The 19979-nt window shown below is 61.1% G+C and carries 13 protein-coding genes; all 13 read right to left on the reverse strand.

The annotated features are described in order from the left end of the window. Positions 1 to 74 precede the first annotated feature (74 nt). Complete coding sequence (dnaQ, locus tag QP045_RS00815) at positions 75 to 4067, reverse strand: DNA polymerase III subunit epsilon (RefSeq protein ID WP_422513050.1); 3993 nt, start codon at positions 4065 to 4067, stop codon at positions 75 to 77. A gap of 41 nt (positions 4068 to 4108) precedes the next feature. Continuing rightward, complete coding sequence (locus QP045_RS00820) at positions 4109 to 5464, reverse strand: DNA cytosine methyltransferase (protein WP_422513051.1); 1356 nt, start codon at positions 5462 to 5464, stop codon at positions 4109 to 4111. Positions 5465 to 5568: 104 nt separating this feature from the next. Next, positions 5569 to 6003 (reverse strand): hypothetical protein, encoded by a 435-nt coding sequence (locus QP045_RS00825; protein ID WP_422513052.1) that lies wholly within the window; start codon positions 6001 to 6003, stop codon positions 5569 to 5571. 140 nt (positions 6004 to 6143) lie between these two features. Next, positions 6144 to 6524: a hypothetical protein gene (locus QP045_RS00830; protein ID WP_422513053.1), complete on the reverse strand. Its 381-nt coding sequence runs from the start codon at positions 6522 to 6524 to the stop codon at positions 6144 to 6146. Positions 6525 to 6571: 47 nt separating this feature from the next. After that, entirely contained in the window at positions 6572 to 6925 is a 354-nt protein-coding gene (locus QP045_RS00835) for a hypothetical protein (protein ID WP_422513054.1), read from the reverse strand. A gap of 36 nt (positions 6926 to 6961) precedes the next feature. Beyond that, the gene (locus QP045_RS00840; RefSeq protein WP_422513055.1) at positions 6962 to 7345 is read right to left on the reverse strand and encodes a hypothetical protein; all 384 of its coding nucleotides are present in this window, start codon (positions 7343 to 7345) and stop codon (positions 6962 to 6964) included. Positions 7346 to 7359: 14 nt separating this feature from the next. Then, complete coding sequence (locus QP045_RS00845) at positions 7360 to 10044, reverse strand: cobaltochelatase CobT-related protein (RefSeq protein WP_422513056.1); 2685 nt, start codon at positions 10042 to 10044, stop codon at positions 7360 to 7362. A 36-nt stretch (positions 10045 to 10080) separates the two neighbouring features. After that, a complete protein-coding gene (locus QP045_RS00850; RefSeq protein WP_422513057.1) occupies positions 10081 to 11568 on the reverse strand; it encodes an AAA family ATPase in 1488 nt (495 codons plus the stop codon). Between the two features lie 182 nt (positions 11569 to 11750). Further along, positions 11751 to 12029, reverse strand: a complete 279-nt coding sequence (locus QP045_RS00855; protein ID WP_422513058.1) for a hypothetical protein — start codon at positions 12027 to 12029, stop codon at positions 11751 to 11753. Continuing rightward, entirely contained in the window at positions 12026 to 12301 is a 276-nt protein-coding gene (locus QP045_RS00860) for a hypothetical protein (RefSeq protein ID WP_422513059.1), read from the reverse strand. The genes QP045_RS00855 and QP045_RS00860 overlap by 4 nt, the downstream gene beginning before the upstream one ends. 185 nt (positions 12302 to 12486) lie before the next feature. After that, positions 12487 to 14139: a DEAD/DEAH box helicase gene (locus QP045_RS00865; protein WP_422513060.1), complete on the reverse strand. Its 1653-nt coding sequence runs from the start codon at positions 14137 to 14139 to the stop codon at positions 12487 to 12489. 91 nt (positions 14140 to 14230) lie between these two features. Then, a complete protein-coding gene (locus QP045_RS00870; protein ID WP_422513061.1) occupies positions 14231 to 18046 on the reverse strand; it encodes a strawberry notch-like NTP hydrolase domain-containing protein in 3816 nt (1271 codons plus the stop codon). 66 nt (positions 18047 to 18112) lie between these two features. Beyond that, positions 18113 to 19924 (reverse strand): ParB/RepB/Spo0J family partition protein, encoded by a 1812-nt coding sequence (locus tag QP045_RS00875; RefSeq protein ID WP_422513062.1) that lies wholly within the window; start codon positions 19922 to 19924, stop codon positions 18113 to 18115. Positions 19925 to 19979 lie beyond the last annotated feature (55 nt).

Raw genomic sequence — 19979 nt, forward strand, 5'->3', positions numbered from 1 at the left:
TGTTCGCTATGGAAGAGCGGCCGCCTCGTCCCCTATGATAGGGATGAGGTGACCAAGACGTAAAGAGCATGTATTTAGGTTTCCACGGATAATACGCCCTCAAGGCGACCGATTTCGTCCATCAGCTGTTCGCTGACGTTGATGATGGGTGGCGTAGCCGTCCACATTCCCTCGCGCGGGGCGACGAGGACCCGGTCAGGTCCCTCCTCGGCCAAGGCGAGTAGTGCGCGGAGCTCGTTCTTCTTGAAAGCCTGGTCGACGCCGATGCGGATGGTGCGTCCCCCCATCATCTCCTCGACAGTTCCCATGACCTCCTCAATCCGGAGGCGACGTTCGCCTTTACTGACGTACGCGCTGACGCGCAGGCACAGCAGGGCGCCAGGCTGTATCCGGGGAGCCCCCTCTAACGTCTCTTCGCAACCAACCGTCATCGACGTCATTTCGTCCGAGATGAGAGCGGACATGTAGGCGTTTTTGCCCTTGCCCATCTTCACCTCATCAACCATGCAGGCGATCGCTACCGGCATGTATTCGATCAGATCTGCCACCACATTGGGGGTGAAGATCCCCTTTGAGGCGAGCCGTGCGACGTAGTTGTCGAGCGGATGTGCGGAGAGGGTGAGGCCGAGGGCTTCTCGTTCGAGCGCGAGCACCTCCTTGTCGTCGATCTCATTCTCGCGGAGGTTGTTCTCGACCCGCATGGCCTCATCGTCGTCGAACAGCCCGACCTGGCCAGCCTTCTTTGCTTTGGCCTCCTCGGCGATCGCGGCGAAGCTGCCGCGGATCGACTGGATAGCTTTCGCCCTGCTAGGGAAGAAGGCGTCCAACGCGCCGCAGGTAGCGAGCTGCAGCATCTGGTTCTTGTTGGTCACTCCCCCCATTTTGTCCACGAGGTCTCGATAGTCATCGACCCCCTCGGAGGCGATCCGAACCAGGTTGTTGACCACGGCGCCACCCAGACCCTTCACCGCCCGGAGCGACCAGACGATCTGACCAGCGTCGTCGACCGTGAACCGGTCAGCGTCGGGTGCAATGCGCGGGGGCAGCAAGCCGATACCAAGGCGCCTGGCTTCGTAAGCGAGACGCACGATCCTCTCCTTCTGATCCCCCTTGCCGATCGAGGAATCCATTGCTGCGGCGAGGAAAGCCGCCGGATAGTTCGCCTTCAGCCAGGACGTGATGTAGCCCAGCAGACCGTACGCGGCCGCGTGGCTTCGGTTGAAGCCATAGCCCGCGAACTTGTCGATGATGTCGAAGAGCGCGTTCGCTTGTTCCTCGGGGATCTGGTTGACCTCCCAGCAGCCCTTCACGAAGGTAGCGCGCTGCGCGTCCATTTCGGCCTGGATCTTTTTACCCATAGCGCGTCGCAGCAGGTCAGCCTGGCCGAGCGTGTAGCCTGCAAGTACCTGTGCGGCCTGCATCACCTGCTCCTGATACACCAAGATTCCGTAGGTGTTCTTGGCGACGTCATCGAGCAGCGGATGGGGAGTGCCGAACGGCTCGATGCCCTTCTTGCGCTTCGCGTACATCGGAATGAACTCCATCGGGCCAGGCCGATAGAGCGAGATCATCGCTACGATGTCTTCGAAGTTGCCGATGCGCACCTCTTTGCAGGCGCGCGTCATGCCGCCGCTTTCCATCTGGAAGATGCCTGAGGTGTGACCGGCGGTGATCTGTGTGAATGCAGGCTCGTAGTCGAGAGGCACGGCATAAGGATCGAGATCGATGCCTTTGCCGGCAAGGATCACCCGGGTTCGTTCGATCAAGGTCAGCGTCGAAAGGGCAAGGAAGTCGAACTTCACCAACCCCGCCTTTTCGACGGACTTCATGTCATATTGGGTGACGATCTGGTCGGGCTTCTCCGGGTCCGGTGCGTCCAGGGCGGTGATGTCGGCGATGTTTCGGTCCGCGATGATGACGCCGGCGGCATGCATCGTCTTGGACTTCGGCGTCCCTTGGATGCGATAGGCGAGCTCGAGCGCCTCCTTCGCCTCCCGGGTCGTGACGACTTCACGGATCTGCTCAGACGCCATGATGTCACGGGTCAGCATGCCCTCTTTGTCGCCGTCATCCTTGAGCATGATCGAGATCGCTTTGGAGATACGGTCAGTCATGCTGTAGGGCAGCCCCAACATGCGGCCGACGTCCTTGATGGCGCCGGAGGCCTTCAGGGTGCCGTAGGAGCCGATCAGCGCTACACGCTCGGCTCCGTAGCGCTCGCGGACGTAATCAACGATCTCGCCGCGCCGCTCGTCGCACATGTCGATGTCAAAGTCGGGCAGTGAAACGCGATCAGGATTGATGAAGCGTTCGAACAGAAGATCCATCTTGATGGGGTCGAGGGCTGTAATGCCCATGGCCCACGCCACGATTGAGCCGGCGCCTGAACCGCGTCCCGGACCAATGGGAATCCCCTGAGCCTTGGCCCACTGGATGAAATCGGCAACGATCAGGAAGTAGCCTGAGAACTCGAGCTTCGTGATGAGGCCCATCTCGTAGTCGTAGCGATCATTGTAGACCTGATGCATCCCCGGATCGATATTCCGCAGGTGTGCGTCGAGGCCGCTTCGGGCCATCCCGCGGATAGCTTCATCTTCCGAAACGCCGGAAGACGCCTCGAATGTGGGAAGCATAGGCTTTGCGGCATCCGGCGCGAACTCGCACAGGCTGGCGAACCACGGCGCGTTGTCGAGCGCATCCAAATGGTCGGCATGCAGCTTTCGCATCTCTTCCATGTCGCGCAGGCGCTCGTGATCGTTGTCGGTTGGGTCGTAGTTGGCGCCCGGTTCCAGTGCCCGAACCACCGCGACAAGATCCTCATCGCCTTTCGAAGACCGCGCAACACTGGTGGCGATCGTGGGCAGGGAGAGCTGGCGAGCGATTTCGAGCAGCCCGTGCTCTGTCCTCAGGTCAGGAGTGCGCGCGTTCCGATCAATCTCGATCGCGAAGGCACGAGGGAAGGCGTTGGAGAGAAAGCGGCAGGCCTTCAGCGCACTTTCGGCGCCCTGGGTTCGCAGGATATGTGCAATGGCCCCGTAGGTGCCGCCGGCGAGGACAGCGATACCGTCGCGGTGCTGCAACAGCTGGGAGCTGGTGATACCGCGCCCCTTGTTCTCGACGTTGTTGAGGGTGGTCAGACGTTGGATGTTCCGCCAGCCTTCCGCCGTCATTGCGTAGAGCACGAGCGGTGCGTTTGGCCCCGTCTGTAGGGGCAACTCGACGCCGACCATGGGGACGAGGCCGCTCTTGCGGGCGTGGGATGCGAAGTCCAGCGAGGCGGCAGTCGTAGAGCGATCGGCGAGGCCGACGTGGGTATAGCCGAGCCGCTTCGCTTCTTTCACGAGTTGGGCCGCATTCAGTGCGCTGTTGAAGAGGGAGAAGTGCGTCGTTCCGCGGAGGAAGGGGACGATGCCATCGACACGGGGCGCCGTCATGACCTCCGGACGGTCGCCGAGGTCCAGCTTCTCTTCGGCCGCGGCAGTGGCGTTCTGCCCGCGGGGTTGCTGGCGCGCGTCTCGCACGGCAGCCTGCACGGCCCCAATCATCAGCTCGCTTTGCTGAACGAGATGGCGGTAGACCTGCCCGAGAATTTCGCAGTCTACGATGGCCGAGTGCTTCTCGCGCTTGGACGTGTCGATGTTGTAGCGGTTTGCCAGGACGTCGAGGCTGACTTTCTTGCCGGGGAAGCGATCGCGGGCAAGCTTCAGGGTGTCGATGATCTTGTTCTCGATCATCGCCCGGTCCAGCCGGTCCAGTTCGGCCTTCAGCATGCCGAGATCGAACTCGGCGTTGTGAATGACGATGGGATCGTCGGCGATGAAATCGAGGAACTCGTCAACCTTGTCTTCGAAGTGCGGCTTGCCGATCAAGAACTCGTTGGTGATCCCGTGAACCGCGATCGCGGAAGCGGGGATCTGACGGCCGTCTGGATCCAGATAGGTATGGAACGTTCGGCCGGTCGGCTGCATGCCGTCGTACTCGACAACACCGATCTCGATGATGCGATCGCCGTCAGTCGCGTTCAGACCGGTGGTCTCCGTGTCGAACATGAGTGTTCTGTCGCGCATCTACTTTCCTGTTCTATCTTTTCGTCCGCGGAGGCTGTCGCTCAGGCTGCAAGCGGCAGGCTGAAACTCTCGTCGGAGTACGGGGCTACCGCCGCAGACACGACTGCGGCAGCTGCCGGGGGAGCTACCGAATTGCCGACCATCAGCTTCTTCTGCTTGCCCGTTAGTGGCTTGCCATTGGCGATGAGGTCGATCTGATACTCGCGACCCTCGAGGAAATCGCGGTTGAACCCCTGCAGATCGAAGAGTTCTCGGTCGGTGAGAAATCTGAAACCGATATCGGAAACGACATAATCGTTGCCGTGGATCGTGACCACTGCGAAGCGATCGCGCGTCGTGATGGTGCCGACTGGCTGGCGGAGGTCCTGCAGGACACCGCCTTCGGAATAGTATTTGATGGCGTATGCTGACACTCGGATCTCCGCGTGGTGAGCACCGCTGGCGCAGATGGTGGCCAACGGGTCCCCCAGCGACGACCCCACAGCGTTGTTGCGCAGCCTCGTCATGTAGGCGAGCACCAGGCTCTGGTTGCATGCCTTGCTGGTGAGGGTGGACAGCGGCTGCCTGACATCACGCCCAACCATCCCGGTATTGTTCTGGGTGAGGAAGGCCGACACCAGGTCGACGTTGTCGTTCCGGGAGATCTTCGCCTCAGGAGGGGCAATGTAAGGGTCCGGATCGTTTACGATGAAGCGCTCGAACCCCTGAAAGATCCGCTCCATGGTCGCGGGCACCAGGTCCTTCTTGCGGTTGAAGATCGACGGCGCTTCCTGGCTCCAGTCCAGGAAGTCAGCGGTGCGCTTCCAGGGGCGACCTGTTTGAGGCCCGTGCGTCGGCTCTGGCCACCGAATGGGGTGGCCGTCTCGGCGGGCTTGCACAAACAGGCGGTGGCGAGCCGTGGGCGCGCCACAGTCCGCGGCATTCAGACGCGTCCAGTCGATGGAGTAGCCGAGGTCGCGAAACGCTTGGACGAACGCATTCCAGGTCTCTCCTTCGCGTTCCCGGATGGGATAACCGTCGGCGTTGAGCGGCCCCCATTTAAGGTACTCGACCACGTTCTCCATGCAGACGACGACGGGGCGAGTGGCGCGAACCCAATCAAGGACGCGCCAGCCCATCTCGCGAAGCTGCCGCTCGGCTGGCAGGGCGTGCCGCCCGCGCGAGAATTGCGTACAGCTCGGGCTCGCCCATAGCAGGAAGACAGGGCGACCCCGGGTCGCCTTGATAGGGTCGGCCGTTTCGATGTCCTGACAAATGTGGCGGGTCTTCGGATGGTTCACCGCATGGAGTGCGACGGCATAGGGATTATGGTTGAGCGCAAGGGACACGGGCCGGCCCAGAGCCTTCTCGATGCCGACGCTAGCGCCGCCGCCGCCGGCGAACAGGTCGATTGTCATGCCGTTCTCGTACAGCCACTGGAACTCTGCCTCAGAGGTTGCCGGAGTGAACACATGGCCGGGAACTGCACCCGCCTTGTCTTTCGCGAACTGGTGGAGCATGCTTATGCCTCCTGAAAACGGGATGGGCTCACGCTCGGAAGCGGGAATTCGGGATCGCGAGCGAGGATGGCGTGATCCCGCCGCCCTCCGGTTTCATCACAGGTCGTCTCGAGATGAAAACCTAGACTGAAATACCACTCGAGGAGGGCTTCTGCGCTCGCGTCCACAGCGCACCGAACCGGCAGGCTCCAGTCGTCGGCCAGGTCAAGCAGCTCCTGAAGCACGTTTGCCCCCGAGCCGCGGGGAGCGGATTTCCGCTCGATATGGCCAAGCCAAAGTTCTTCCTCCTGAATGTCCACCACCAGTTCAACACCCCGGGCCCCTGCGTCCTTGAGCAGCTCTTCAAGCTGTTCCTGGATTTCGCCTTCAGGGGAAACCATCCGTAAAAATGATATTGTAGGATGTTTTAACGGGATAGCTACGGCTGGTTGCGGCATGATTGGCCCTCTCCTGGTGGACAGTCCGAATTGCGAAACGCCCCGAACCGCCGTGGTTAGCGGCTGATCGAGGCGTCTGGCGGATTGAGGATCCGCGTCAGTTGTCCGGGGGGTTGAAGACGGCGTCAGAGCGCCGAGCGTTAACTTGCGGGGCGTAAATCCGAGATCGCGATGGACAGATAGTTCTGACCCGCGTTTTCGCCGGTCTGGGTCTGTTTGGTCCAAGCGGCGATGCGCTGCTTTCGGCCTGCGACTTCGATCGGACCAGTCTTGACCGGATGACGATCCGAAGTGGCGCGCTCGTTATCGTAGAGCGCTCCCGACACCCCATTTGCGGTGACGCGAAGGTACTCCTTCTTGTTCTTGTCGTTGGCCGGCTCCGCGGTGACGTCGTAGGTGACGCCTCCGAAGTTGAAGCTGCCACTCATGGTAGGGGCACCGGGTGCGTCGTAGAACAGCGAACCCATACCATCTTTGTGCGTGAAGGCCTTTTTGGCCGGGGCGGAGGGTTTTTTAGCCATATGCGCATTATAGGATGGCACGGCTAAATCCGCCAAGGTCTCGCGCCTCAGGCGAAGATGCGCTCCGAGCGAGAGACCTTCAGGGGAAAGCGGATCTCGCTGAGGCCATCTCCGACTGCGACATCCTCGCTGCCTCCCGCCATGGCGGGGTATCGCCCCGCAGGTGCGACATAGCGCGCATGGATCGCGGGAGCGTGATCACGACAGACTTCCGACAGGAAGTCGTAGGTGATCGGATTGAACCGGTCCGTCTCGATGGGGCGTACGATGCCCTCAGCGGCGAGCGCATCTATCGGGCGCCGGCGCATCACGCATTTGCCACTCCGGTCGACCACACTTACGTTGACGTGGCAAAGCTGGTCGTACTCCGTATAGACCGCCTCATCCACGTGCAGCACCATCCACATCTTCCATTAAACCTTTGTTATCGGCCGCTTCTAGGCCATGATCCGCTGGCTGCGCCGCGGTGCGAGCGCGGGCGCGATACCGGCCATTGCGGCGTCATATTGCTCGAGATCCGCAGGGGTTGCGAGGACCACGCCTCTGCGTCCTTCGTCCCAGCGGATCCGGTGAACCCGAACCCCCCATTTCGCTACCCACTTCGAGATCTCATCAGACAGGCGGAGATCGTGTTGCGGGGCCACGGTGTCCTGCATGTACCGCGCCCCCCGGATCCCGGCGACGTAGGCCTTTGCTGCAACAGGATCTATGCTCTTCACCGCGTCAAAAGCGGCGTTGTGCACGATCCTGAGCATGACGTGCTCCGAATTTTCCTTCAGCTCGATCAGGGAGACAGGCCCAGTCCCTACGTCGAGCGTCATGAAATGAACGATCTTCAATGTAAAATCTCCTGAACGATGCTGGTCAGAGCGTGGGGCAACTGGTCAATGTTGCTGACACCGTGCGCGAGCCGGCACCATTCCCGCATCTCTACAAGCTCGCGTTCGCCGCCTATGGATAGCCCTACAACGGAGATGCCCATGGACTCGGCGACTTCGCGAGCTTCCAAGGCTTCCACCGGATCGGACGCCCCGCCGTCCGAGACCACGATGACGATCTTTCTGTCCTCCGGGCGAGCGGAAAGCCTTCGCAGAGCATCATAAATCGGGATAGCAACGGGGGTCCCCCCGGTCATGACCTCGGTCATGTTGCCGAGCGAAGATGCTGCCATTGAACCCTTGTGGTCGAACGTCTTGTACTGGTACAACTGCACTTTCCCGCTCATCCAGTCGCTGGTGAAGCCAGTTAGTTCAATCGCGGTCTTCGTACCGGCGACCGACTGATCGAGAACAATCGCCGACTGCTGGCAGACCTCTAGCGGATGCCCTTTCATGGAGCCCGAGTTGTCCAGAAGCACAACGAGGGCAGTGTTGATCTGGATCCTCTTCGCCATCTGGCGGTAGATGGAACTATCCCCCACCGCCATCCCGACCACGCGCTCAAAGTCGAGATCCCCGTCTTCCCGTCCGCGAAGAATGCGGGTGGTAGCACGCGATTGCAGCAGGCGCCTCACGACACCGGCAGATCGCTGCGCCGGTCCCCCAAGGCTCGCCCGGATGTGCGCGTATCTGGCGGCTCCTGCCTTGGCTACCTCGTCCCGGCGTATCCGGCGTTCGGTGTCAGTCTCCTCCGGATGATCGTCGTCCTGGGCTATCTCCTCAGGAGTGACAATTGTGCTGTCCTGCGGTTCGGCTGCGTCGACTTCTTCGAATTGCTGCATGATTTCGTCGATGTCGAGATCGGCGGCTTCAGGCTCGGCTTCATCGTCAGCATTCTCGACGTCCACCACGGGTCGCGTCGCGCACGACTGTTCTTCCTCGTTGATGCTGTCGTCGAAGTCGAGCTCCTGCTCCGAGAGGTCCTCCGGGTCGATCGAGGCGTCCGCGCTCCCAGATGCATTCCCACGCCCTGCATCGGCGCTGTCTCCTGCAGGGCTTTCGCCTCCCTGGTTGTCTGAAGACGATGAGGTAGCATTGTCTGCGTTCCCTTGCGTAGCGCCAGCTTCAGTCGGAGCCGTACCGGACGTGGTTGGTTCGACCTCCGGCTCCTCAACTTCGGCACTTGGCGTCGCGTCGCTTGCATCTGACACATCGTTTGCCGGCTTGTTTCCAGCATCGGATCCCGGGTTGTCGGTCGCCTCAGGTTCTTTGGCGCCGTCGTCACCAGCCGGATCGGCGACCGCACAGTCGGAGGGGTCGGCGGCAGACTCTTGCCCGTCGGCTGCGGGCGCACCTGGGGCAGCCTCACCGCCGGCTGGATCACCGGCGTCACCCTCATCTTCTCCGGCATCACCTGAATCTTCAGGGCTCTGGTTCTCGTCACCCTCTGCATTCGATGCGTCCAGAGCGTCAGAGTCTCCAGTACCGTCCTCTGGAGGTGGCAGACCGGTGTCGGCAGCATCGTCGGTGGCGCCACCTTCGCCCGTCTCAGCTTCTTCCGTCGTGCTCTCGGCGTCCATTTTGTCGCCTGGCTGCTCGTCCGACGGGTGAGCGGATTGGTCATCGATCGCGGGCAGCTCAGTGTCGTTGCCTTCAGCGTCGTCGTCAGCGCCGGCGGCGCCATCTTCGCCCGTATCGCCCGCTTCCCCCGTGCTTTCCCCGTCTGCGTCGTCACCTGGCGGCTGCTCTGCAGGATCAGTAACTTCTTCGTCAGCTTCCGGAGGCTCGGGGTCACTGTTCGTGTGCGACTCTAGGTCCGTTTCCGCACCGGGATTGTTCGGCTCCTCGTCCGCGGCATCGTTCGCTTCCGATTGCGCCATCTGGCGGTATAGGTCTTCAACCATCTGCTCGGCGAGGGCCAGGGAGTCGTCGTTTACGGCGACCTTGGCGAGTTCGGGGCCCCAGCTCTCTACCCAAGCACGCAGGGCAGGATTGATTGCTTCCAAGGCGAGAGCAGGAGCGGGGGTCCGATAGCCGTTCAGGGCGGCCGCGAACCAGGTTACAGCGACTGCGCCGATGTAGAACGGGTTCGAAAGCTGCGCCGGCCTGTATTCTCCGTTAGCCACCCGCTCCATGAACTTTTTGGCGGAGTGGTCGCGGGTGACATTGATGTAGCCGAAGAAGCCCGGATGCTTCGGCTTGCAAACCTTTTCGATGCGATAATCCTCAATCGCGTTCCAGAAGGCCTTTAGATGTTTCTGCCGCCTTGTGGGTTTGAACTCAGGCTCGTTTCGATTGGGGAAGATTTTGTCTAGAAGCGCGAACTCGGTGTAGAGTTGGTGGCATATCTCATGCACCGTATAGCCGAGAATGATATGCTGCTCGCGGACGGTAAATAGCCAGTTCTGCGGAATTCTCGGAAGAAGCATGAAATCTTCGCCGGTGGCGGCACCCGAGCCGCCATAAGCGTGCTTAATCGTCTTGCCGGTGATGCCGCGGACGACCCCTTCGATCACATGACGCAGATGGTAGCCTGTGATGCAGCGGCGACGTTCGGGGATCGGCACGTCGCGGAAAGGACGTCCGAAGGTATCGGTCACGACCTGACGTCGTTCTTGTTGGACGACACTTAACATGCCCATGGGCACTCCTGTTTTCTGTGACTTTGAGGAGCCGAGTTAAACGCCCGCGGGGTCGAGGAACGGTGTACCATCCTGCACGATGTTCACACCGATCTTCGTCGCAGCATTCGTCTCAATCAGGCTCTTGTCGGCTTCGTTCGCACGATTGGCCATGATCATACGCACACAGTCTGCAAGAATGAGCTTCCGCTGTGTCTCATCCCTAGTCATGGCGGATAGGAAGGCGTAGCGACGCGCCGTTTCGATCTGGTCGGTCAGCGAACAGCTCTGGGACATGAGCGCCCCCTTGTACTGCTCACGAATGTACGCCGCGATCGTGGTAATCGCGTCGACGGCGAACTCGTCGATCCCCGGGAAGTTTTCCTCAAGGACGGACTCGTCTTCCTGCTTGCTCTGATAATCCATCTCGACCCACTGGGTTAGTCGGCGACGGGTGGCCTCGGTCATCTCTTCGCTGGCCTGGTAGAGGCCGTCGAAGCTGCCGCGGCCCTTCGTGTTCGAAGTGGTGAAGACGCGGTTCATCTCGTGCATCGGGATCACGCGTCCGCCGTCGTCGAGCAACGTCAGGCCATCGCCGGTATAGACCGAGTGGATCGCATAGTGGATGTCTGCAGCACCTCGATCGACCTCGTCGAACAGGATGATACCAGGCTCCTGGAGGGCGCGAGCGATGATGCCGTCGCGCCAGACATCCTGCGGTCCATGCGGCGTCGGCATGATCCCGCGCTGGCCGATGAGCTGATTACGGCTGATTCCTGCGTCCATGGGCACGAGCGTCACAGGCATGTTCACCGCGACACCAATCTGCTTGACGAGCTCCGTCTTGCCGCAGGCCGTGGGGCCCACGAGGTTGGTAACGGTGTTGGTCGCCAAGGCGTAGAGAGCCGCATGCAGGTCAGGCAGATTGTACTGAAAGCGGATCTTCTTCGGGATCCGAGGGTGAAGCTTACCCCCCTCCCATGACACGACCGGAATTTCGAAGTTGAACATGTAGGCGCGGCTGTTGCCTTCGAGCCAGGGCATGACCTCGGTGACGTGCTTCATTGCCACCGTATGGCCGAGGAGCGGCTCCGCCGGCGCTTGGGTGGGGTAGCGGAGAACCGCGGGTGCACCCATGTTCGGAGCGGCCAATATCGTCTCCCTCACCGGCTCCGGGATGATCCCCGGGAGACCATCAGGGGACGCGTCACCGGAGTGCGAGGCGATCAGCAGTTCGCGACCTTCGTTCAGCGTGCTCTGAGCCTGAGTGGAGCCCGTGGCCGCCTCGGCTTGGAGGACCGCCGGTGCAGCCGGCAGAACGGGAGCCCGGACGGGCTGGCTGATCGGAGCAGAAGCCACACCGGTCGGCGGTGCAGGGACGGGCGAGTTGCGGTTGACATAGGCTCGCTCGGCCAGATCCGTCGCGGCGGCGCTCTCCAGCCCGATTTCCAGCGAGGCCTCGTCGACTAGCGTAAGGGCGTCGGTGTAGGACATTCCCTCCAGCGCCAACTGAAGCGCGATCTTTTCGATCGCCGACTGGGTCAATGGAAGGAGCCGATCGGAGTCATGCGCCGAGATGCCGAGCTCGCTTGCTCGCTGCATGGCGAACGTCTCAACGGCGGCGGAGATAGTCGCGTTATCGTAGGACATGAGGACATTCCTTGAGCAAATGCAAAACGCCGCGCGGAAGGCCGCGCGGCGTCAGTAGTTTTCGAGGGGTGTTGTGGTCAGTCTAAGGAAAGACGGACCAGATCTATGGGGATGGTCGGAGGGGCAAAATCCTCGCCGTCGCTTCCGACGATATAGGCAGGAAGAGGCACCCTCGGATGCCTACCAATCGAAGCGGTGATGGCGCCAGGGTCGAACAAGGCCTCATCGTCGTACCAGATGTCGTTGACGGTATCGAAACCGAGCATCGCCCAGACGATATCTGGTGTTTTCCAGGACTCGATCGGAGCGTCGATTTCGTCGACTGTCAGATCCCTGTTGATCCGATAGGCCTTCATGCGGAGACACCTGCCATTTTTCTGATGTTTGATATTTCCCGGCCAGCTTCACCGGGAAAGCCGGCCTGAAGGCAGCGCCCCTCGTCCCTCATCGCCTGTTCCTTCGTCGCGTATCCGTGAACTTCCGTGACCGTGATGCCGCACTGGCGCAGAGTATCGTAGACCACTCGCGCTGCAGCTTCGTCGGCGACGAGCAAAGTGCGCATTCCGGCTTGGAGCATCTCTTTCGCGATCTCGCGAGCCTGCTCAGCCAGCGGCGGTTCTGGCAACATTCGCAAGTCACCGTAAAGAGGGTCTCTCGGCACCGAAAGCCACCGCAGGCCTTCCGGAATGCGTCCCGCCCGGCGCACTATGAAGTCTCCAGTGCTCACGGGACGCCAGCAGATCATACGCCACGGGTGAGAGTGCCCGTTCTCGTCTATCCGACAGTCGAGGCCGGCGATCGCTACATGTGGGTCTATCGCTGGCATCCGGCATTCATTCCAATGTGCTGTCCCTTGGGGATGGGAGGCAGTGTCATCATCCTGACCATATTTGTGATTGATGCACCATTGCGGTTGAAGTCAGCGTGGAGGAGGGCCTCTAGCCGGGAGACGCCTTGTCCGCTCCGGCTGGTCATCTGAGCAAGCGCGCGTTCGTTGGTATGGATGTGAGCCCTCATCCAGTGCCCAAGGCGATCTGGCGATACAATGCCCTTACGCACCTGACCGGGGATATCGAGTAGTTCGACCTTGTCGCCCCGCTTCTCATGGTGCGCGGTCGTCACGGCCACATAGCCTTTAGCTGTCTCGGCGGCGTAGATCAGTCGTCCGTCGATCGAGGTCCCGAAAACCTGGGGAGCATCCGGAGAACGGGCTGGCATGGGCACCCAGGGTGAAAATGCCCGTCGAGATTTCCCCGGCAACAGTTCATCGCTCGGAACAACATCGCGATCGATGTCACCGCGCAGGCTTTGAAGTCTCGCGATCGCCCCGAGGTCGCCATGCATAAGCGTCGAGGCCCCTAGGTCGACTAGGAGGGGAGCTGTCTCGCCATGTGCCCTTTCGATGCCGCGGGACGTTCGCCCGTATATCTGACGGAGCTCCTTCTCACTGGTCTGGTATTTCGTCAGGAGAATACCCCGGCATTTTGGAACGTCCCAGCCTTCCGAGATCATGTCTACAGACAGGAGAGCCTCGTATTCGCCATGCTTGTAAGCACGCATGACCTTTTCAACATCGCGGATCTTGCTGTGCACGGTAGATGCGCGGATTCCGCGCCCCCGAAGCTCCTCGCAAAGCTCGTTAGCCTCCGAGATCCGCTCCTGAAAGCCTAAGCTCTGACGACCGGAAAGGTGCTTCTCGTACATGTCTGCACAGAGTTCGATCCAGTTGGCCGGCAGCAGTCCACGCATGTCGCGGGTAACGCCGCCCTCGATCTCAGCCGACCTCGGGTCCGCACGGTGTCTGTTGACGACATCGGCGACCGTGCTGCGTTCGTCGTTCAGCAGGTAATGTGGGCGCACTGTTTCCGGGACGACCACGATACCGGCCTCAATGGCCTGCTCGAAGGTGGCGACATGATGATCCGCCTTCGCGAGTTCAGGATGGAGTCCCTTGTGGAGTTCAGGCGGTGTGGCCGTGGCGCCAACCACGATCAGGTTCGGGTTGCTCTTTTTCATCCTGTCGATGAGGGCACAGTACTGGATGTGGTCCTGGGTGGCGTGATGCGCCTCGTCGATGACCAGAATATCGTAGTGCGCGAGCTTCTCTAGGTTCTTTTCGGATGAGGCCGTCTGGATACTGGAGAAGACGATACGGCCGCTTTGGTCGATATCGCCCTTCATCCCCAGGGTCGTCTCGCCTTGCCGGCTGTCGTTCCACCGGTCGTAGTTGTCGGCCCCTTGGGTCACCAATGCAAGGCGGTGTGCCGCCACAAACACTCGCTTGTCGCTGCCGGCCAGCTCATTCGCCAATCGCGTGTACATACGGGATTTGCCGGCTCCAGTAGGGGCCTCGATGAGGGAGTTTCGACCTTCCCTCGAGCTGCTGACGGCACGCGCGATCAGGTCGTCTTGAAGAGCGGTTGCTGCTCTCTCGATTTCCTCCCTGGTTCGTACCTGCAAGGCCATCTACTTTTCCCTTCGGGGCGGGACTTTCCGGATGGGAAGTATGACAGGTGATACGGGGCGACCGCAAGGGCTGCCCCGTGTCTTCCTGGCTTTACGCTGCGAGGGGAAGCGGCGAGGCCGACAACGCAGAGTTGGCTGGTTGAGGTGCTGCCTGAACATTGGCAACACCCTGCACGGTAAGCTCCGATCCGACGGACAACTGCTGCACCACTGCGACCGCGGTAGCGCGTGGGATTTCCAGTTCATGACCAAGAGGTGTGTCATGAACCAGAATGCCCATCCTTTGCATTGCCGCTCGCTGTTCTCCGGTCTGCTCTTCATCAGGCACCAGCAGTCGATAGCCGCTCGTGCAGCCGACGATCCGCCAACCGTTGTCGATGGCGATCTCGGCACCCTGGTCAACCTTGCTGAGCATCATGCTGATCTGGATGGGCTTGTAGCCCGCCTGGATGCCGATGTCCTGCAATGTCTTGCGCAGGTCCGTCGAGTGGATGACGCGACCGACGATAATACGACCATCATCGGTCTTGCAGCGCTGGAGACCGAAGTTGCGTTCTGGAAGCTTGCTCCAGTTATATAGGAGCGAGCCGGTCAGCATGTGGATATCCGAGACCCCCTTCATGTCCAGGCGTTCCTTCTCCAGGTCCCAGAGCCGCTCCGCCTCGAACATATCCTGAATGATCTTCCAGGGCTCATGCCTTAGCATCTCGATCGAGCGCGTCTCGGTTCCGCGCGGGGAGAAAGTCTCGACGATACCCGTCGAACGTTCGCCGGTTATGGCAAGCATGACCCTTCCGCTTACGCGGTGACGCAGGAACAGCGCGCTGCTTGCACGCTTGCGACGGGCATTTGCCGCCTTTACCGATGCCGCCATGAAGGTGATCGGCTTCACATCGTCCTGACGGCGGAGACGGACATAGGTCGTCGCGCCGCCGCTGGGGTTCACGACCCGACGTTCGTCGATGACCTTGATTGACGACGCTCGGATGGTCTCCAGACCCTGGTTGTATTCCCCCTTGCGCACCGCCTCCGCGATCTCGCTTTCCGTATGTCGGGCCAATGTGTCGATCAATGCCCGCTGGTCACCGTCAGTGAGCAGCGCAATCTTCTCGATCACCTGCTCGATCTGCTTGATCACAGACTTGGCGGTCGTCTGCCTGCGCTGAATCTCGTCCTCACTGAGCGGTTTGTTGGTGAGACGATCCGTAGTCGCGACCTCAAGGTTCAGATCCTTCACCAGGCTCCCGTAGGTGACTGGTGCCAGCTTGCCCGCGATGACGTCGTCCAACGTGCGGGTCCAGCCGAGCTGTGCATACCGGCCGCGCAAGGGGATGCGCTGTTCGAGAATGGCGTTGGTCTTCGCTTGCTGATGACCGCTGCTAAGCGCTCCCAGTTTGGACAGCTTCTCAAGCGTGCGGCTTGCGTAGATCATGTGCGCCGGGATGTCACAGCGAACGATCTTGACGATTGGGGCGACAACCTGGCCGGAGCGGTGCGTCCGCCCGATGCCTTGAACAGCCTGATCTGCACGCCTGCCGAGTTCGACTATGTAGTGCACACGCCGCATCTGGTTCGCACACTCCGAGGATGCATGATAGCTCCGGCCGCTACCGCCCGCAGCGAGCGAAAAGACGAGAATCTTTTTCTCGCCGCGCAGGAATGCGTCGACATCAGCGTCCTTATCCTTTGGCGACCGCTCCTCGATGTGCCACCCGACGACCTGCCCCTTCTCGCGGTGGGGGAGTGCCCGGTATTTACGACCGGTCATCTCGGCGATCATGGAGGCAGGAAAGGCCTCGTAGAGCCGGTCGAGAATGCCATGCCGAGGGGAGAGGTCGCGCGCCAGTGCGATCACCTTGTTCCGAAGATCGAGCGCCTTCTGGTTCTCGATCTTTTTCCCGTTGTCGTCGAGCAAGTAAGCCGTCTCGAGCACGGGTTTTCCGGTGGCGTCAAACTTGGGCTTTCCGGTCTTCGCGTCCACCGCCTGAACGTATTCAACCTCGTGGACGTTCATCAACTGATCGATGCGCTGAAGCACGCCCTTTTCGAAGAAGTCTTCCTCAGGGACGTAGGAGCGGCCGTTTGCGATTTGCTCGAGCCGAGCCGCACCCGTCATAGCGATCTGGATTACGGGTGCGCGACCTTCTGCAATGTCGCGGTGAATGCTGTCCACGAGTGATTCAGTGACGAAGCCGGAGAGTGCCTGCTCCACCGCCAAGCGCTTCATCGTCTGGTTCATGGTCTTCGTTCGGACGATCTCCTCACGGGGCCGGCGCCCCCCACAGAGGCGGCTTGCTTCGTCCATAATCTTGTCGACTTCCTGCCACCCACGGACCAGGGCGTCGAAGCTCTGGCGCTGGACGGGGGTCATGGCATGCTCCAGCTCCTCATACTCGACCCCGTCGAACGACAGACTGCGACTGCAATATCGTCCCGCCGACTTAAGATCGATGCTGACCTGCTCGAGTCCGGCTTCATCGAGGCCACGCATCGCTTCCAAGAAGTGCTTGAGGCTACCGAATGGGGCATTATGCCCCCACAGGCCTAGGCGCGCGGCGTAACCCAGGTTGAACACGTCGGTAGCCATCGTCGCTGACATGTAGACCACCCGCGCATCGGGCAGGGCTTCCTGGATCTCGACGCCTCGCATACCCTGCTGGCTCTGGTTGGACCCGAAGCGGACTTTCCCCCCTTCGTGCATCTCGTCTTCGACAGCATTGCGCATGTTTTGCGCCTCATCGAAGATCAGGAACCCGTGGTACTCGCCTCGCGTCCTCGCCCAGGAAAGCAGAGCCTCGTACCGGTCGTCGTTACGGATGAGGGCATAGCTAGTGACGATGACCGCATCGCGATCGGGGAGTTCGCCTCGAGCTTCATAATGACCATGCCAGACGATATCGCGCGGCTTTCCGCCGAGGGTTTCCCAGGCCTCCTGGATGTGGCGGTAGTGGTTTTCTCGTTCCACGACGATCACATGGCGTCTGCGCCCCCGGTGCCATTGGTCGAGGACCATCCCCATTGCGATATTCGATTTGCCGACGCCGGTTCCGTCCCCGACGATGAAGCCTCCGCGCGGCGCTTTGTCCCACTCGTTCCCGCTCGGCGCCCCGCCTAGGTATTTTTCGGTGGCCTGAAGGCCGTAGACGATAGCCTCGAACTGGACGTCCGAGATCATGCCTCGCTCGATTGCAGCTACTGGAAGGAGCGGACGATACGTCGGCTCCGGGTAGGCGGTTGCAGCCAGGGGAGCTGGCTCGATGACCTGATTGGGGTGGGCCTTCAGCTTGTCGCTGTAGATCGTGCTGGCGCGCCAGGGATCGTGCACCGAGTCAAAGAGCATCACGTCTTGGAGGGGGGCCGGCCCATAGGAAAGTTCGACGTTGGCGAGGCCCCCGGAGTTGCGGACCGCAAGGGAGTCGATTTCGGCTGCTGCCGCTAGTCGATCCGCAACGTCAATGCGACCCGGTTGAGACGCGTCGGAGAGCACGATAGAGAATTCACCGATGCTGATCACACGGCATCCCTCCTCGGGCTCCGGGCTCCCCTCGACGATCCGAACTTGGCAGGTCTCGTCATCGCCAAGGCTGATCCCGCTCGAAACGATCTGGAGTCCTGCGGCTTCCAGCAGGTCCACATACGGTCCGGGCGCAGCGCACGCATCGAGCTGTGCGACGAGGCGTGCAGCCAGAAGCTCCACCACGATGCGTTCATCCGCCTCCAGCCCGCACAGAAGGCGGAGCTTGTCGACGCGCGCAAACCAAGGCCCTGCAGGCTTCAGGACAGGGCTGAGATACTTCCGCATAGCCCGACAGGCCTCGCGGAACGCCTCCCGACGCTCGGCGACATTCACGGCCTCGATCTTCTGACCAGAACGGATCGCGAGCAGATGCTTGCTTGGCTGATTCATGGGTTTCTCCGGTAAGCTTATTGTCTGTTATGCGAGGGCTGGGGAGGAGGACCTCCCCACGCGCTTTCAGGCTTCCACGTGATCGTCAGCGTTGATGTCGCCGAACAAGTGGTCGCCATCGTCCTCGCCGAAGGGGGAAGCGATCTGGTTCGGTCGACCACCCCCGAGAAGGTTCGGAGCCCAGGAAGTGATGGCAATCCGTTCCGCGTCATCGAAGCGGGCCCCTTCCTCATGGGCATCGTCGATGTGCTGAAACACGGTCTCCACCATGTCCGGCTTTTTCCCTTTGACCTTGGTCGCCAAACGAGAGGGCAGCAGGTCAGTGGCAAGGGCCTTGAGCTGCTCGCTCGACAGGGTCGACAAGTAGGTGCGGTCCGGCGACCAGACGGCCGAAAGCGACACGTCTCCAAGATCCGAGGCCACATCCAGAAGGCGGTCGATCCCGGTAAGCGAGGTCGACACCCGGGTGGCGATAAGAACCTGCTGGATCGCCAGCAACTGGTCTCGCTCGCCCTTCAACAGAGCCCGCATGTTGTCGTCGTAGCTTGCGTCGGGAGCCACGCCGAGGGCTCGCAACTGGCGGCTCATAGCCTCCAGGTGGAGGTCGACCGCGGCGCGCGTACGGCTTTCGGGATCAATGTCGCGCATATCCGAGAAGCTACGGCCTTCCACCAGTTTCGGAGCGCTTTCCGAAAGCAGGCCCAGGATCGTCACGGCGAGGCTAAGCTTCGGGTCCGACCCCATCAGCATGGCCTGGACGACGAGAGCGCGGTTCTTTTCCAGGTAGGTCGTCGTCGCTTTGTTCTCGAGGATGGCCGTCGCTCCGGGCGCGGTATCGCCGACGATCGGGGGCAGGTCATCGGCGCCTTCGCCGAACAGCGCGTCACCCGCCTGCGCGTCTTCGACGGTGTCAGCCGACTGGATGCGCGCTTCCGCACGCAAGGCGAGGCCGCTGTGCTCCACTACCTGGCCGGTCTGGTGCCGCACGAACACCACTTCGCCACGCTCCTTGTCTTCCACACCGTCGATGTACTGCCAACGGTCGAACGTCCGGTCCGTGAGAACCGTGACGCGGCTCCATCCCTCTGCTTTGCGCTCATCCACGAGCCGCGCGACCGCGATATCCTGGAGGCGCAGGAACTCTGCGGTCGGAAGGTAGGACGGTTCTGCGACGTCGAAGATGTCCTTGCGGACGAGCGAAGTTTCGACCTCCGAGATGTCGAACAGCGCGTACGCCATCGACACAAGCTCGGTGGAGAGGCGGCGCTGAACCTCCATCGCGTTGCGATAGCGGTTCGGATCACTCTCGATCTCCTCGAGCATCGCCGCCTGCTCGTCGGCCGATGCCACCGTCATCGCGCTCGCCCACTGCAGGTCACGCTTGTCCTGAAGGACCAGGTCGCGCGCGCGGGGATCCAGCTTCGCGTACGACAAACGCTGTTCGACAGTACGTGGCGTCACTCCGTAGGATGTCGCGATCTGCGCTACCGTCTTGCCGGCTTTGAACATGTCGTTGAACGCGATGAACTGGTTCATCGGGTGCATCACTAGATGGAGATTCTCCGAAGTGGCCACATCGAGCGCGTCGGCGTCGTCTCCGAGATCGGTGCGCACTAGGCAGGGCACGGGGCGATCGGCTGGCCACCGCCCGAGATCAACCAGATGCTGGACCGTAGTACGGCGGCGATCGCCCGCGATGACTTCGTACATACCGTTGGCGCCGCTCTTGGCTCGGACGATCAGCGGGAGGAGAACGCCCTTGCTCTCGATGCTTGCTTCAATGTCGCTGTTCTGATCCATGAGCGTCTGAGGGCGAGGATTTTTGTCCCACCGAACAAGGTTCGAGATCAGGATGCTCTTGTTCTTACCGTTTTCCATGTCTTCCTCCGATTGATCTTTTCCCGCCCGAACTTTGGCGCGGATATGCGAACGG

Origin of the sequence: Sphingomonas sp. 3-13AW (assembly GCF_049311085.1) — a bacterium.
In the GTDB taxonomy this organism is placed as follows: Bacteria; Pseudomonadota; Alphaproteobacteria; order Sphingomonadales; family Sphingomonadaceae; genus Sphingomonas.